Below are 15,672 nucleotides of genomic sequence, written 5' to 3'. Positions count from 1 at the left end.
ACCAAAAATATTCCGCAACAAGCTAACAATACTTTTGCAAGTTTGTCCATAAACATATAATGGTTTCCCCTTTGTTTCGTTGTTTTCTATTTTAATTCGACAACTGTTACGCCTAGGCCTCCCTCGCCCATATCACCGTAACGGAATGTTTTCACACCGCGATGCTTCTTCAAGTAATCTTGTACACCTTGGCGAAGTGCTCCTGTTCCTTTACCGTGAATGATTGATACGCGAGGATAGCTTGCAAGCTGGGCATCGTCTAAATATTTCTCGACGCGCGCCATTGCATTTTCAAATCGTTCTCCACGAAGGTCAAGTTCTAAAGAAACGTGATAGTCTCTACCTTTTACTGTTGCAACTGCTTTTTTCTCTGTTTGCTTCGGTGTGTTAATGTATTCCATATCGGATTCTTTTACTTTCATCTTCAGAATACCGATTTGTACGCTCCACTCTGTATCGCTTACTTTTTCAAGTAATTGACCTTTTTGACCGAACGTTAATACTTTTACTTCATCACCTGCGCGCAACTGTTGTTTCGGCGCAGTGTTTTTCACGTTTACCTTTTGTTTCTTTACAAGCTCTGGCGCTGCGCCTTCTAGACGGCTCTTCGCTTCAATTAGCTCGTGATCTTTCACGTTTGCAAGCTGTGCTTTGCGCAATTGACGAAGTTCTTGAATAATGCCTTCTGCTTCTTTCTTTGCAGCTTCGACTTTTTCTTCCCCTTCTTTTTGCGCTTTTAATAATCGTTCATCACGTTCTTCGTTAAATTCAATAATTTGACGTTGTAATTCGCGATGCAGTTTTTCCGATTGCTTGCGAAGCGCTTCTGCTTCGTTCCAGTCACGCTCTGCATTCTTTTGACTTTCTTCTAGCTTCGCAATCATATTTTCAATTTTGTTTGTATCTGTACTAATGTGGTTACGCGCTTGTTCAATGACGCGATCAGATAATCCAAGACGTTTCGAAATTTCAAAGGCATTACTACGTCCTGGTACACCGATTAATAATTTATACGTTGGGCTTAACGTGTTTACATCAAACTCAACGCTCGCATTAATAACTTGCTCACGGTTATATCCGTATGCTTTTAATTCTGGATAATGCGTCGTAGCAACAACGCGAGCACCACGATTACATACCTCATCTAAAATGGAAATGGCTAGTGCAGCCCCTTCTTGCGGGTCTGTTCCAGCACCTAACTCATCGAATAAAACTAAGCTTTCAAAATCAGCTTTTTCTAAAATATCAACAATGTTCACCATATGTGAGGAGAACGTACTTAAACTTTGTTCAATCGATTGCTCATCACCGATATCAGCAAAGATATTTTTGAATACACAAATCTCTGACTCATCCATTACTGGAATGTGAAGACCTGATTGCGCCATTAATACACAAATACCAACTGTTTTCAGCGTAACTGTTTTACCACCTGTATTCGGTCCCGTAATAACAATTGTCGTGAAATCTTTCCCTAACATAATGTTATTTGGCACGATAACTTCTGGATCAATAAGCGGATGACGTGCCTGTCTTAAATCCATATAACGCTCGTTATTTACAATTGGCTTCGTTGCTTTAATACGCTTCGCATAAAAAGCTTTCGCAAAGATGAAGTCAAGATTTGCAACTACTTCTACGTTTGATAAAACGATATCCGCTTCTACTGCCACTTCTTCTGTTAACATTAATAAGATGCGTTCGATTTCTTGTTTTTCTTTCACACGTGCTTCTTGAAGCGCGTTATTTAATTCTACAATGACTTGCGGTTCAATAAATAACGTTTGTCCAGAAGCCGATTGATCGTGAACAATACCGCCATATACGCCGCGGTATTCTTGTTTTACTGGGATTACGTAACGTTCGTTACGAATCGTTACAATCGAGTCAGACAGCATCTTTTGCGCGTTTGAAGAACGCGTCATATTTTCTAACTTTTCACGAATACGGCTTTCCGCAGTACGAATTTGAGTACGAATACCGCGTAGTTTATCACTTGCGCTATCGACTACTTCCCCGCCATCACCGATACAATTTGTAATTTTCTTTTCTAAATCATATAAAGATACAATTTGAGCAACATGCGTTTCTAAAATGGGAAGCTCGACACCATTATCAACCATATCTTCAATGAAACGTTTCATATTGCGACTACCATACATCGTATTCGCAATATCAAGTAGTTCATTTGGACTTAACATACTTCCAATCTTTGCACGCTTCACATTGGAGCGAATATCCGTAATACCACCTAATGGTGCACTACCTTTTAAACGAATGACTTTCGCTGCTTCATCCGTTGTATCTTGCATTTCTACAATTTCTTCAAAATCAGTGCTCGGCACTAAATGCTTCACTTTGTCACGACCAAGTGAAGATGCTGTATGTTCAAGTAATTGTTCTTTTACTTTATTGTATTCTAATACACGCAACGTTCTTTCTAACATGTTGCAGGTCCCCCTTGTGTTACTTATTACGTTTAATATAGTCTAATAAACGTTCAATATCCCACGTGTTAATCACGTTATCTTTTTGAATCCAACCTTTACGCGCTGCCGCTACACCTGTTTCCATATCTTCTAACATTTCAAGTGTATGAGCATCCGTATTAATCGCTACTTTTACACCAGCATCTTGTGCTTGTTTTAATAATTTCGCGCTTAAATCTAGACGGTTTGGATTTGCATTTAATTCTAAAACTGTATTTGTTTCTTTTGCGAGTTCGATTAATAAGTCTGTATCTACATCATAACCTTCACGGCGTCCAAGAAGACGTCCTGTCGGATGAGCAATCATTGTGACATGCTTATTCTCTAGCGCCGCACGAAGACGTTTCATAATCGTTTCACGGTCTTGTGAGAAGCTCGAGTGAATTGCTCCAATGACATAATCTAATTCTGCTAATACTTCATCATCAAAATCAAGCGAAGCATCCGGTAAAATGTCCATTTCAATTCCGCGTAAAATTGTAATGTCTGGATACTTTTCGTTCATACGTTCAATTTCTTTCGCTTGTTCACGAAGGCGCTCTTTCGTTAAACCGTTCGCTACTTTCAAGTATTGTGAGTGATCCGTAATTGCCATAAATTTATATCCACGAGCACGGCATGCTTGTACCATCTCTTCAATAGAAAAAGCACCGTCACTCCATGTTGTATGCATATGTAAATCACCTTGTATGTCAGAGAACTGAATTAAGTTTGGATACTCTTTAATTAATTCAATTTCTTTTCCATCTTCACGCACTTCTGGCGGGATAAATGGAAGACCGAAATGAGCAAAGAATTCTTCTTCCGTCTCGAATGTTTTCACTTCACCTGTTTCCAAGTTCTCCACGCCATATTCACTAATTTTCTCGCCTTTATCTTTTGCGATTTGACGCATTTTTACGTTATGGTCTTTTGATCCTGTGAAATGGTGAAGAGTTGTAATAAACTCTTCTGGTTTTACTAAGCGGAAATCAATCGAAATATCATATTCATATTGAAGACGAACAGAAACTTTCGTATCCCCGCTCGCAATTACTTCAATCATATTATCGAATTGTAGTAAATGCTCACGTACTGCAGCTGGTTCTGTCGTTGCAATAATAAAGTCTAAATCTTTCACTGTTTCACGAACGCGGCGCAAACTACCAGCGCGCGAGAAACGAATTACCTCAGCAATATTCGACAATTTCTCCTCTATTTCCCCGGCAATAGGCAATACCATCGCGATTGGTAAACGCTCTGGACGAGATCCTACTTGATCGATTGCTTCTAATATTTTCTCTTCTGTCTTCTTACCGAAACCAGCTAAAGCTTGTACTTTATTTTCCTCACAAACCGCTTTTAGCGATTCCATATCAACAACACCAAGTTCTTTATATAACTTAGCTACCTTTTTACCACCAAGGCCTGGTAATTTTAATAACGGTAATAAGCTACTTGGCACTTCTTTTTCAAGCTCTTGTAATACTTCAGATGTTCCCGACTCTATATATTCTTGAATAACTGCTGCTGTTCCTTTTCCAATGCCAGGAATCTTCGTGAAATCTTCAATCTCAGAAAGACTACGATCATCACTTTCTAATGCTGCTGCCGCTTTACGAAACGCCGATATTTTAAATGGATTCGCGCCCTTTAGTTCCATAAAAAGCCCGATTGTCTCTAATAATTTAATCACTTGTTTTTTATTTACTTTCATCATTGTCCCGCCTTTCTTTCATAGAAAAAAACTTCTCTTTCCGAAAAAAGAGAAGTTATACTCTGCTACCTGTCTGCCATAGTTCCTTCACCTTTTCAGAGAGAATCGGTGTATCGTCTACAATTATTTTGCTAATTGATGATTGTTGTAATGGTGTTTGTAATTGTTCAATCGGAAGAATGTTCCCAATGATAATTAAGACAAACAAAATAATATATACTTCTAAAAATCCGAGGATTGCCCCCGCAAACGCATTTACTTGCTTTAAAACCGGTATTTCTGCAAACATATTTAACAAATTACCAAGTAATGAAAGTGCAATTTTTGTGATAATAAACAATATGATAAACGCAAGCGCTTGATAAAATACTGTCTCAATATTATTTGCATCAATCCATTCTGGAACAGATACGTTTTTATCAAATGGATACGGAATAAATTTCGCAAGTGCTGGCGCTAAATCTTTACAGTACCAGTATGCAACAAGGTATGCGATAATAAAGCTTGTTAACTTTACAAGTTGCAAGATGAACCCTCTGCGTAAGCCGAGGAAAAATCCCATAACAAGCAGTAAAATGATAATAATATCAATCATGTTATTCCATTCCTTTTTTTGTCATACTTTCTTTCAATTTCTCATGTTCTTCTTTTAATTTTATGTAATCGTGTATGACGTTTACCGCCGTCAATACCGCTAGTCTACTCGTGTCAAGCGAAGGATTCTTGGCATTGAGTTCGCGCATTTTATCATCCACAATCGCTGCTACCATGCGGATATGACTTGTACTTTCATCGCCAACAACTGAATATTGCTGACCATAGATTTCTACATTAATTCGACTTTTCTTTCCCTTTTGTTGTGACAACTCACCGGCCTCCAATCACGTACAGAATCCTAAAGTTTATCATACCATGAACCTTCATAATATGGAAACAGAAAGAACAATCCGATATGATAAAAATAACAATATAAAAAAAGGGGCGACCATTATGTCAAATTCTATCGTAATTCAAACAAGTTCTACAGTAATTGAAGACATGAAACAACAATATAAACATTCGCTTAGCCCGAAAACTCCGCAAGGCGGAATCTTCATGGCAAAAGTGCCATCGTGCACCATTACAGCGTATACATCCGGAAAAGTAATGTTCCAAGGTGGACGTGCTGAAGCAGAAGCTGCCCGTTGGCAAACTGTCTCCCAAACTCCAAAAACAGCTGTAAAAAAATCTGTCGATTCACACCGTTATGCACCGCCTGCTTCTATCGGTACAATGTCAATCGTAGGGTCAGATGAAGTGGGTACTGGTGATTTCTTCGGACCGATGACAGTAGTTGCTGTATATGTGGATGCGAAGCAAATCCCACTACTAAAAGAGCTTGGTGTAAAAGACTCTAAAAACTTAAATGACGAACAAATTACTGCCATTGCGAAACAACTTCTTCACGTTGTCCCTTACAGCTCTCTCGTCCTTCATAACGAAAAATATAACGAGCTATTTGATAAAGGAAACAACCAAGGTAAGTTAAAAGCTTTACTACACAATAAAGCTATTACAAACTTATTAGCTAAAATTGCACCTACAAAACCTGAAGGCGTCTTAATCGACCAATTTACACAACCTGATACATACTACAAATATTTAGCAAAACAAAAACAGGTACAGCGTGAAAATGTTTATTTTGCGACGAAAGGCGAAAGCGTCCATTTAGCAGTAGCCGCTGCTTCCATTTTAGCTCGTTACTCATTCGTAAAACAGTTTGACGAACTAAGTAAAAAAGCTGGTATGCCGCTTCCAAAGGGTGCTGGTAAACAAGTTGATATCGCCGCTGCTAAATTAATTCAAAAACTTGGTAAAGAGCGATTACCTGAGTTTGTGAAACTGCATTTTGCTAATACAGAGAAGGCGTTTCGCTTATTAAAATAGTATCGACAAAAACAGGAGCCTACAAACTCCTGTTTTTTGTTTCACCCTACTATTGTCCTTATAGTTTTGTTATAATTATAATATACAGATTATTCTAACATAGGAGGAGATTCCCATTGCTACTTCTACAAATGATTCTAAATATTTTACTAGGTAACCCACACGAAAGACAGTTTGAAATTAGAGAAAACATTCAGCTACTCAGTGAGCAACGAGAGTTCAACGATTTAATAGAGCGTTACGGCCGGTCTTTCTTATTAAACTTTCGGATTCGAAGATTTATCGGGAAACACGATGCCCGCTCGTTAATACATAATCCAGCAAAACTGCAACACTTTTGTGAGGAACTTGAATGTATGATTAGAAAAAAGAGGTTTTTCATATGAACGCTGTAAAAGTTAAAAAGGTACTATATGCTTTCGTACACATCGTAGGTCCTCTTTCTTACCTCACTATTTCTACCATTTGGGGAGCTTTTTTCACTACTAAATCTACATTTGAAAATATATCTGATAATCTTGGTGTGATGGCCATCTATTACGTGTTCATAAGTTTACTGTGGTTTTTCTATTTAGATCGATTAGACAAAGATGTAGATAATATTACAAAAGAGATTCATGATAAAAAGATGTAATACATAAAAAAGGAGAGTCTTGGCGACTCTCCTTTTTTATGTTAGCTTCGTTTCTGCTTCTTATTTGATGAAGGTACTTTATGAGAACCTGTTTCATGTGTTGTCGTTCCTTGTCCTTCTACTTCTGGAGAACCTAGGCCCGATCTTGAATGATCTTTTTTCACTTTTTTACTCATTTATATTCACCCCTTCGCGTTACTTTTTGCTACAGGAGAATAAACTATACAAAATAAAAAGCGAGAGGAAATCCTCTCGCTTTTTTCATATTTTAGAATTCAGAAGAACCTGGAGTTCTTGGGAATGGAATTACGTCACGGATGTTAGCCATGCCAGTGATGTACATTAGGAAGCGCTCGAAACCTAGACCGAATCCAGCGTGTTTTGTACCGCCGTATTTTCTAAGTTCTAAGTACCACCAGTAGTCCTCTTCGTTCATACCTAATTCTTTAATTCTGTCTACTAAAACGTCCATTCTTTCTTCACGTTGACTTCCGCCGATTAATTCACCGATGCCAGGAACTAGAAGGTCAGTAGCAGCCACTGTTTTACCGTCGTCATTTAAGCGCATGTAGAATGCTTTAATGTCTTTCGGATAGTCCGTTACGAATACAGGGCGTTTGAAGATTTCTTCTGATAAGTATCTTTCATGCTCTGTTTGTAAGTCAATACCCCATTCTACTGGGTATTTGAAGTCAGCACCTGATTCTTGAAGTACTTTAATTGCTTCTGTATAAGTGATGCGACCGAAGTCAGAGTTGATTACGTTGTTCATGCGCTCTAGAACTGTTTTATCAACGAAACTGTTGAAGAATTCCATTTCTTCTGGTGCATGCTCTAATACGTATTTCATTGCATATTTCAGCATATCTTCTGTAAGGTTCATTACGTCACCTAGTTCAGCGAATGCAATCTCAGGCTCAACCATCCAGAACTCAGCTGCGTGGCGAGTTGTGTTTGAGTTTTCTGCACGGAATGTAGGTCCGAATGTGTATACATCACGGAATGCTAATGCATAAGCTTCAGCGTTCAGCTGTCCACTTACTGTTAAGTTTGTTTCTTTGCCGAAGAAGTCTTTTGATTCATCAACTTGTCCGTCTTCGCCTTTTGGTACGTTGTTTAAATCTTGCGTTGTTACGCGGAACATTTCGCCCGCACCTTCTGTATCACTACCAGTGATGATAGGTGTGTGAACATGTACGAATCCACGCTCTTGGAAGAATTGGTGAATCGCAAATGCTGCGATAGAACGTACGCGGAACGTTGCAGAGAATGCATTTGTTCTTGGACGTAAGTGAGCGATTGTACGTAAGTATTCAAACGTATGACGTTTCTTTTGAAGTGGGTAATCAGAATCTGATAAGCCCTCAATATCAATTTTTTCTGCTTTAATTTCAAATGGTTGCTTCGCTCCAGGCGTTACAATTACTTTACCTTCTACTTTAACTGAAGAGCTAAGTGGAAGTTTTGCAATTTCTTTGAAGTTATCTAATTCTGTATCGAAAACGATTTGAACGCTTTTGAAAAAGCTACCGTCGTTTAATTCGATGAAACCAAACGCTTTTGAATCACGTAAGTTACGAATCCACCCTGATACTTGTACTGTTTGACCTGCGTATTTATCTGTATCTCTATACAGACTTTTTACTAATGTGTTTTCCATAGTGAAATTCTCCTTTGCTGATATATTTAAATACAAAAAAACCTTTCATCCATAAAGGGACGAAAGGTTAAACTTCGCGGTACCACCCAATTTGTCATAAAGACCAACTTTAACTCGTATGTAATACATACTTCCCGGTTTGTAACAGGCCGGATTCCCGTCTAAGTCTACTCTTGAATACAAGATTCAATTTCGGTTAGCAACTCCAAGGTGTTCTTCACATATACCGCCTCATCAGGCTTTCACCGTCCCTGACTCGCTTTGGATTATAGTATATACTACTTTTCCTTATCATCGTCTTTCATTTTGTTAAACTAAAATTAATGTACTACATTCGAGAGAAAGATGCAAGATGTCGGAAAATATATCGGCGATTTTTGTAATATATCGACATTTTCCGACAGCCAATCCAATAAAAAAATCACCGGAATAAATCCGGCAATTTCTTATTACTTACGTAACTCCGCACCAAATTTCTCTTCTACCGCTGTTAATACACGGTTATGTGCTTCTGTTACTTCTTCGTCTGTTAACGTACGCTCTGGATCGAAGTAGTTCATAGAGAATGCAAGTGACTTCTTGCCTTCTTCCATTTTTTCACCTTCGTATAAGTCAAATAGTGTTACGTCTTTCAGAAGTTCCCCGCCAGCTTCAGCAATAACTTGCTTCATTTCGCCAGCTTTTGTTTCTTTCGTTACGACAACAGCCATGTCACGTGTCATGGATGGGAAACGTGGAATCGCTGAGTAGTAAGTTTCTTCTGCGTCTGCACCGAATACTTTTACAAGAGATAGTTCAAATACGAATGTATTTTTCACATCTAATTGTTTTTCTGCTTCTGGGTGCAATTGACCGATGAAACCAATTACTTCGCCATCTAATACGATGTCAGCTGTACGACCTGGGTGCATACCTTCACGTTTTGCTGGTGCATATGTGATTTGGTTTGAAACGCCAAGTACGTCGAATAGTCCTTCTAGTACACCTTTCATAACAAAGAAGTCTACTACTTTTTTCTCACCTTGCCATGCATGGTGAAGAGCAAGACCTGTCATAACACCTGCAAGATGTTGTTCTTCTTTCGGAAGTTCTCCTTCTTCTGTCGGTAAGAAGATAGAACCTACTTCGTATAAAGCAACACTGTCGTTTTTACGTGCAACGTTGTATGAAACTGCTTCTAACAATTGTGGTACTAAGCTTAAACGAAGTTGGCTACGTTCTTCACTCATTGGAAGTGCAAGAGCGACAGGCGCCTTTTCGTTTGGCTCAACCATATATTGTTTCGCTTTGTCAGTGCTTGTTAATGAATACGTGATTGCTTCATATAAACCAGCACCTTCTAAGAAGCGACGTACTTTACGACGTTTCGTTTGTGCTGATGTTAATTTACCACGAGTCATTGTTCCAGAAGGTAATGTAACTGGAATGTGGTCATAACCGTATAGACGGCCCACTTCTTCTACTAAGTCTTCTGAAATTGTAATGTCAGGACGACGTGCTGGTACATTCACGTGGAATGTTCCTTCTACTTCTGTGAATGGGAACTTTAAGTTTGTGAACATTGTACCCATTTCACTTGCAGAAATATTTGTACCTAATACACGGTTTACTTTGTCAGCAGTAACAGATACTGTACGCTCTTGTACTTGTAAGTTGTCAGCTTCTACTACACCTTCAAGCGCCTCACCGCCAGCGTATTTCGCCATTAAAGCAGCTGCGTGTTGAATTGCTTCAAATGTACGTGTTGGGTCGATTCCTTTTTCGAAACGCGCACTTGACTCACTGCGAAGACCTAAGTCTTTTGATGTACGGCGCACTGTTTGACCCGCAAAGTATGCAGACTCAATTAGAACGTTTACTGTCTCATTTGTAACTTCAGAATCCGCTCCACCCATTACACCAGCAACAGCTAAAGCTTTTGTACCGTTTGTAATGACAAGATGGTGGCTTTGTAATGTACGTTCTTGATCATCTAACGTTTCAATTTTTTCACCTTCTTTTGCAAGACGAACAACGATTTCTTTTGAACCTAATTTATCGTAATCGAATGCATGTAACGGTTGACCGTATTCCATTAAAATGTAGTTTGTAATATCAACTACGTTGCTAATTGGACGAATGCCAGCTGCCATAAGGCGCGTTTGCATCCACATTGGTGACGGACCAATTTTTACGTTCTTTACCATTTTTGCAATGTATAATGGGTTTTCTTCTTTCGCTTCTACACTTACAGAAATGTAATCAGCAGTTTTTTCTGCTGTTTCTTGTAAGTCGATAGCTGGAAGTTTTACTTCACGGCCATAAATAGCAGCTACTTCATATGCAACACCTAACATGTTTAAGCAATCTGCACGGTTTGGTGTTAAACCAAGCTCAAGTACTTCATCATGTAAGTTTAAAATTTCAAGTGCATCTGCACCAACTTCAGCGTCACTTGGGAAGATGAAGATACCATCTGCATATTCTTTTGAAACTAACTTTCCATCAATGCCAAGCTCTTGAAGAGCACAAACCATACCGTGAGAAGCTTCACCACGTAGTTTTGCTTTTTTAATTTTGAAATTACCAGGTAGTACAGCGCCAACTTTTGCAACTGGCACTTTTAAACCTTTTGCAATGTTAGCAGCACCACAAATAATTTGAACTGGTTCTTCTTCACCGATATCGATTAAGCATTTGCTTAACTTATCAGCTTCTGGGTGTTTTTCACATTCTAATACGTGACCAACTACAACACCTTTTACACCTTTATTTAATACTTCAACGCCTTCTACTTCAATACCACTTTTCGTGATTTTGTCTGCTAGTTCTTGTGCCGTTACATCTTTAATATCTACATACTCTTGTAACCAACGATATGATACGAACATACTTATCCTCTCCTTCCCTTACGCTCGTTTGAATTGTTGTAAGAAACGTACATCATTTGTATAGAAATGACGAATGTCATCTACGCCGTATTTCAACATTGCGATACGCTCTGCGCCCATACCGAATGCGAAACCTTGATATTCTTTTGAATCATAACCAGCCATTTCAAGTACGTTCGGGTGAACCATACCTGCGCCTAAAATTTCAATCCAACCAGTTCCTTTACAAGTGCCGCAACCTTTGCCGTGACACATCATACAAGAAATATCCATCTCTACAGATGGCTCTGTGAATGGGAAGAAACTTGGACGAAGACGGATTTCACGATCTTCACCGAACATCTTTTTCACGAATACTTGCAGTGTACCTTTTAAGTCACTCATACGAATATTTTTATCAATTACAAGACCTTCAATTTGCATGAACTGGTGTGAATGCGTCGCATCATCGTCATCGCGGCGATACACTTTACCAGGACAAATAATTTTAATTGGGCCTTTTTCTTTATTATTTTCCATCGTACGTGCTTGCACAGAAGATGTATGTGTACGTAGTAACGTTTCTTCTGTAATGTAGAATGTATCTTGCATATCACGTGCTGGGTGATCTTTCGGTAAGTTTAATGCTTCGAAGTTGTAGTAGTCTTTTTCTACTTCTGTTCCTTCCGCTACTTCATAACCCATACCGATGAATACATCTTCAATTTGTTCAACAACAGCTGTTAACGGATGGTGACAACCTGTTTCAACAGGACGACCTGGTAAGGTAACATCAATTGTTTCAGTAGCTAATTTCGCTTCAATTACTGCTTTTTCTAAGTTGCTGATTTTGTCATCTAGACGCGTTTGAATCGCTTCACGTACTTCATTTACTAATGCTCCCATACGTGGACGCTCTTCTGCTGATAATTTTCCCATGCCGCGTAATACTTCTGTAATTGGACCTTTTTTTCCTAAATACGCTACGCGTACATCGTTTAAGCCTTTTAGCTCTTTCGCTTCTTCAATAAGCTCTAACGCTTTTTGCTTTAGCTCTTTTAAACGTGCTTCCATTTGGAACCCTCCTAATTTTAAAAATAAAAAAACCTCGCTCCCAAAAAGGGACGAGGTAAATTCGCGGTACCACCCTAAATTGACAGAACATGTCTGCCCACTCATTAGTTATAACGATCAATTCTGACCGGAACGCCTTTACATATACATGGTCCTGGCGTCAACTCCAGAGGTGAATTCACTTCCGTCTACCATAAGAATGCTTTCAGTCTACGGCATTCTCTCCCTATATGGCGATTTTGTAAGCTACTCTTCTCTATCAACGTTTTTCGTTATTTAACTTTTAATATAATGTACTTCAACTTATTATAAGAAGTTTTTTATTTGTTCGCAACCGGGCTTTGCAAATAATACGTTAAAATCCCTGCTGCAACTGCAACATTTAATGATTCTGCCCCGCCGTAAATCGGAATATACAAGTTTTGATCCGTTTTCGCAAGAATTTCTTGACGTACGCCGTTTCCTTCATTTCCTACAATTAATGCAAAACTACCAGCTGGTGTTACTTCCCCGTACGGAACTCCATTTTCAAGAGCTGTTCCATATACAGGAACGTTATTTTCTTTTAACTTGTCTACCCATTCTTCTAAGTTCCCTTTTACAATTGGTAAGTGGAAAATAGAGCCTTGTGTAGAACGGAGTACTTTACTATTATAAACATCAACACAACCTTCTCCAAGCACAACGGCATGAATGCCAGCTGCATCAGCTGTACGAATAATCGTCCCTAAGTTACCTGGGTCTTGCAGGCCATCTAGTAAAAGAAACTTTCCATCAGCAAGAGCTACTTCTTTCTCATGCTTTTCACAGACAGCAAATACACCTTGCGTCGTTTCTGTTTCACGAAGTACTTTTACGATTGCTTCCGGTACGATATACATCTCTACATCATTAACTGTCCAATCTTTCGGAAGGTCTGTCTGATCTGAAACGATAAGTTCTGTTACAACTCCTACTTTTAAAGCTTCCTCCACTAAGTGGAATCCTTCTACAAAAAATAAACCTTTTTTATCGCGTTCTTTTTTCGTTTGCAGCTTTTTCCACTGCTTCACACGCGGATTTTGTACTGAATCAATGTTTTTCATAATATGTATTTCCCTCTCTTCTTGTCTTATCATTATAGCCTATTTTTCATACATATTTACATAAAAAAGAACAAAAACTAACGTCAGTTTCAATTCTGAAGAAGAGGTGAAAACAATGAGTTTTAATTTACGCGGTGCTGTATTAGCAAATGTATCTGGTAATACACAAGATCAATTACAAGAAACAATTGTCGATGCAATTCAAAGCGGTGAAGAAAAAATGCTACCAGGTCTTGGTGTTTTATTTGAAGTCATTTGGAAAAACGCCGATGAAAATGAAAAGTACGAAATGTTAGAAACACTAGAGCAAGGATTAAAAAAATAAGCAATTTGAAAATCACCTTTGCATAGGCCAAGGTGATTTTTTTTTGCGGAAAATTTTTTTCTTCTCCTAAACATTTCTACTTTACTAACGAACTATGATGGAGTACAATGTTCAAAATACATTTAAACCGATCGATTTTCTTTATAGACACCATAAGATAAAGTGAAACTTTAATTAGTGGGGAGGGGTGTTCATCCCCACTAATTATTAGTTGAACCAATCGGGCTTTTACGGGCAGTTGATTCCTCACCTAACTTCCCCGTATTCGCTGAATTTTGAAGTAGGAATCTTACTGCCCGTTAAAGCGGGATAAAAGGAGTGAATGTTTTATGCACCGTATTACGCTTGAACAAATTTTTAAACACCATATTACACAAAAATACGTAAATCGTTCTGGGATGGTCCACGCGATTGCTGTCGCTTACCATGCGTTTCACTTAGCTAAAAAGCATCACGCCTCAGTCGATGCTGCTACAAAGGCTGGTTTCCTTCATGATATCGGACATCATACGTGGTACACAGGCGGCGAATGGGACTATGATTTATATAAAAAGAATGATATACACGCAATTAAAGGAGCAGAAAGAGCTCATAAATTGCTTATTAGATTAGGAGAGCACCCTAAACTAGCAAAAGAGATTTCTATCGCCATTCTTCTTCATACTGATTCTTTCTTAGTAGAACAAGAAATTGAAAGAACATCTCTTCAAAACATTATTAAATGGGCAGACGAAGCAGATGAAGAACCGGGCGGAGCGCATCATTATCGAACAATTTCTTATGAAAAAGCATTAAAAGCTATTCAACAGTTAGACCGTTTAGTAGAGCGTGAATTGCAAATAGAGCAATCAAAATCGAATAACAAAGCAGAACATAGTTATCAATAAGAAAGAGGCATCACTATAGGGTGATACCTCTTTTATTATTTTATGGAAAATACACCTTTATATGTAATATTTAAATGTTACACCCGAAAACAATATGCTTTACAATTAAATATACAAATATAAAGAGGTGATTTTACAAATGCAACCCGCTACACAACTTTCTAATGAACAGAAATACTCTATGTCATGGTTACAATTTATTAGCTCCGTTTTATTCGCTTTTTTCGGAACCGGACTTATTACTGTGTTCCTCGCAATGCCATTAACAATTTATACAGCTGGTCTCACAAATAAAAAACAAATTGCCCTGTACGAATCTATTGCCAATACCGCAAGTACCGTATTACAACTAGCCGTACTGTTATTCTTCATTTTTAAATTCGAACCCGCAAAAAAATTACTACTAAAATCTTTTAACTTTAAAGCACTGAAAGAATGGCGTACATACGTATATTTACTTCTTTTCTTCGTTATAAACATCGTACTCAATTACATACTGTTAAATTATGTGTTCCAAAATGCAACGAAGCAGCAATCTTCCGCACTAAGCTTAGACGTCTTTAAGCAATATCAAATATTATTGCTTCTCAGCTTCGCCATACTCACACCCATTTTTGAAGAACTTATTTTCCGTGGTTTTATACTTCGCTTCTTCTCAGAACGCTTTCCATTTTGGATCGCAGCCATCGTAACAAGTTTCTTCTTCGGTATCGCTCATACATACTCACTTGGGGTTATGGTAATTACTTTCTTCATGGGATTATTAATGGCTATTTTATGTAAAAAAACAAAATCCATTATTCCAGCTATGTTATTTCATATTATGAATAATATGTTGGCGTTCTTGAGTTAAAAAGAGGTATCATCGCGATACCTCTTTTATCATAACTTCAAACTCTTCTTCCGTTTACACAGAACATCAATGTAAAATTACTACGGTCTGTAAATATTAGCCTCAAAATATCATTTTTATTACAATGATGACTTTTTTGTATAAATATCCTATAATTTTTATATATAATTATAAAGTATAAAAGGATAGGTGAT

The 15,672-nt window shown here is 38.1% G+C and carries 15 protein-coding genes and 2 other annotated features; of the genes, 6 read left to right on the top strand and 9 right to left on the bottom strand.

What is annotated here, in order from left to right; all coding sequences use genetic code 11:
* Positions 1–86: 86 nt before the first annotated feature.
* Genes PDK19_RS00740 through zapA form a run of 4 tightly spaced genes read right to left on the bottom strand, consistent with a single transcriptional unit; the run spans position 87 to position 5,051 of the window.
* A complete protein-coding gene (locus PDK19_RS00740) occupies positions 87–2,447 on the bottom strand; it encodes an endonuclease MutS2 (RefSeq protein ID WP_000893733.1) in 2,361 nt (786 codons plus the stop codon).
* Positions 2,448–2,466: 19 nt separating this feature from the next.
* Positions 2,467–4,185, bottom strand: a complete 1,719-nt coding sequence (gene polX / locus PDK19_RS00735; RefSeq protein ID WP_000867537.1) for a DNA polymerase/3'-5' exonuclease PolX — start codon at positions 4,183–4,185, stop codon at positions 2,467–2,469.
* Positions 4,186–4,240: 55 nt separating this feature from the next.
* Complete coding sequence (locus tag PDK19_RS00730; protein WP_000565408.1) at positions 4,241–4,780, bottom strand: CvpA family protein; 540 nt, start codon at positions 4,778–4,780, stop codon at positions 4,241–4,243.
* Position 4,781: 1 nt separating this feature from the next.
* Complete coding sequence (gene zapA, locus PDK19_RS00725; RefSeq protein WP_000082701.1) at positions 4,782–5,051, bottom strand: cell division protein ZapA; 270 nt, start codon at positions 5,049–5,051, stop codon at positions 4,782–4,784.
* Positions 5,052–5,175: 124 nt separating this feature from the next.
* Here zapA and rnhC point away from each other — a divergent pair, with 124 nt between their 5' ends.
* From rnhC to PDK19_RS00710, 3 genes are all read left to right on the top strand, one after another.
* Positions 5,176–6,111: a ribonuclease HIII gene (rnhC, locus tag PDK19_RS00720; protein ID WP_270706452.1), complete on the top strand. Its 936-nt coding sequence runs from the start codon at positions 5,176–5,178 to the stop codon at positions 6,109–6,111.
* 116 nt (positions 6,112–6,227) lie between these two features.
* A complete protein-coding gene (locus tag PDK19_RS00715; RefSeq protein ID WP_014893491.1) occupies positions 6,228–6,497 on the top strand; it encodes a hypothetical protein in 270 nt (89 codons plus the stop codon).
* Complete coding sequence (locus PDK19_RS00710) at positions 6,494–6,745, top strand: hypothetical protein (protein WP_000994755.1); 252 nt, start codon at positions 6,494–6,496, stop codon at positions 6,743–6,745. Before PDK19_RS00715 ends, PDK19_RS00710 begins: the two co-directional genes overlap by 4 nt.
* A 41-nt stretch (positions 6,746–6,786) precedes the next feature.
* On the opposite strand, the gene PDK19_RS00705 is transcribed toward PDK19_RS00710, so the two are convergent.
* The 5 genes from PDK19_RS00705 to PDK19_RS00685 form a co-directional block, all read right to left on the bottom strand.
* Complete coding sequence (locus PDK19_RS00705; RefSeq protein ID WP_000039588.1) at positions 6,787–6,921, bottom strand: YuzL family protein; 135 nt, start codon at positions 6,919–6,921, stop codon at positions 6,787–6,789.
* 92 nt (positions 6,922–7,013) lie between these two features.
* Complete coding sequence (gene asnS, locus PDK19_RS00700; protein WP_000432167.1) at positions 7,014–8,405, bottom strand: asparagine--tRNA ligase; 1,392 nt, start codon at positions 8,403–8,405, stop codon at positions 7,014–7,016.
* Positions 8,406–8,457: 52 nt separating this feature from the next.
* Positions 8,458–8,709 (bottom strand) — a binding site (T-box leader).
* Between the two features lie 145 nt (positions 8,710–8,854).
* A complete protein-coding gene (gene pheT / locus PDK19_RS00695) occupies positions 8,855–11,275 on the bottom strand; it encodes a phenylalanine--tRNA ligase subunit beta (protein ID WP_000498165.1) in 2,421 nt (806 codons plus the stop codon).
* A gap of 18 nt (positions 11,276–11,293) precedes the next feature.
* Positions 11,294–12,328 (bottom strand): phenylalanine--tRNA ligase subunit alpha, encoded by a 1,035-nt coding sequence (gene pheS / locus PDK19_RS00690; RefSeq protein WP_000388219.1) that lies wholly within the window; start codon positions 12,326–12,328, stop codon positions 11,294–11,296.
* 43 nt (positions 12,329–12,371) lie between these two features.
* Positions 12,372–12,600: a binding site (T-box leader), on the bottom strand.
* Positions 12,601–12,648: 48 nt separating this feature from the next.
* Positions 12,649–13,446: a TrmH family RNA methyltransferase gene (locus PDK19_RS00685; protein WP_016718637.1), complete on the bottom strand. Its 798-nt coding sequence runs from the start codon at positions 13,444–13,446 to the stop codon at positions 12,649–12,651.
* A gap of 82 nt (positions 13,447–13,528) precedes the next feature.
* Here PDK19_RS00685 and sspI point away from each other — a divergent pair, with 82 nt between their 5' ends.
* The 3 genes from sspI (at position 13,529) to PDK19_RS00670 (ending at position 15,478) form a co-directional block, all read left to right on the top strand.
* Positions 13,529–13,738: a small acid-soluble spore protein SspI gene (gene sspI, locus PDK19_RS00680; RefSeq protein WP_270706450.1), complete on the top strand. Its 210-nt coding sequence runs from the start codon at positions 13,529–13,531 to the stop codon at positions 13,736–13,738.
* Positions 13,739–14,067: 329 nt separating this feature from the next.
* Positions 14,068–14,625 carry an HD domain-containing protein gene (locus PDK19_RS00675; protein WP_000554788.1) on the top strand — a complete coding sequence of 186 codons (558 nt, stop codon included), beginning with the start codon at positions 14,068–14,070 and terminating at the stop codon, positions 14,623–14,625.
* 139 nt (positions 14,626–14,764) lie between these two features.
* Positions 14,765–15,478, top strand: coding sequence for a CPBP family intramembrane glutamic endopeptidase (locus PDK19_RS00670; RefSeq protein WP_001182127.1), 714 nt, complete (start codon positions 14,765–14,767; stop codon positions 15,476–15,478).
* The last annotated feature ends 194 nt before the right edge of the window (positions 15,479–15,672 follow it).

Source organism: Bacillus cereus group sp. BcHK124 (assembly GCF_027712065.1).
GTDB lineage: Bacteria > Bacillota > Bacilli > Bacillales > Bacillaceae_G > Bacillus_A > Bacillus_A pacificus.
The sequence above is the reverse complement of the archived record's forward strand: the minus strand, read 5'-3'. Positions and strand labels throughout refer to the sequence as shown.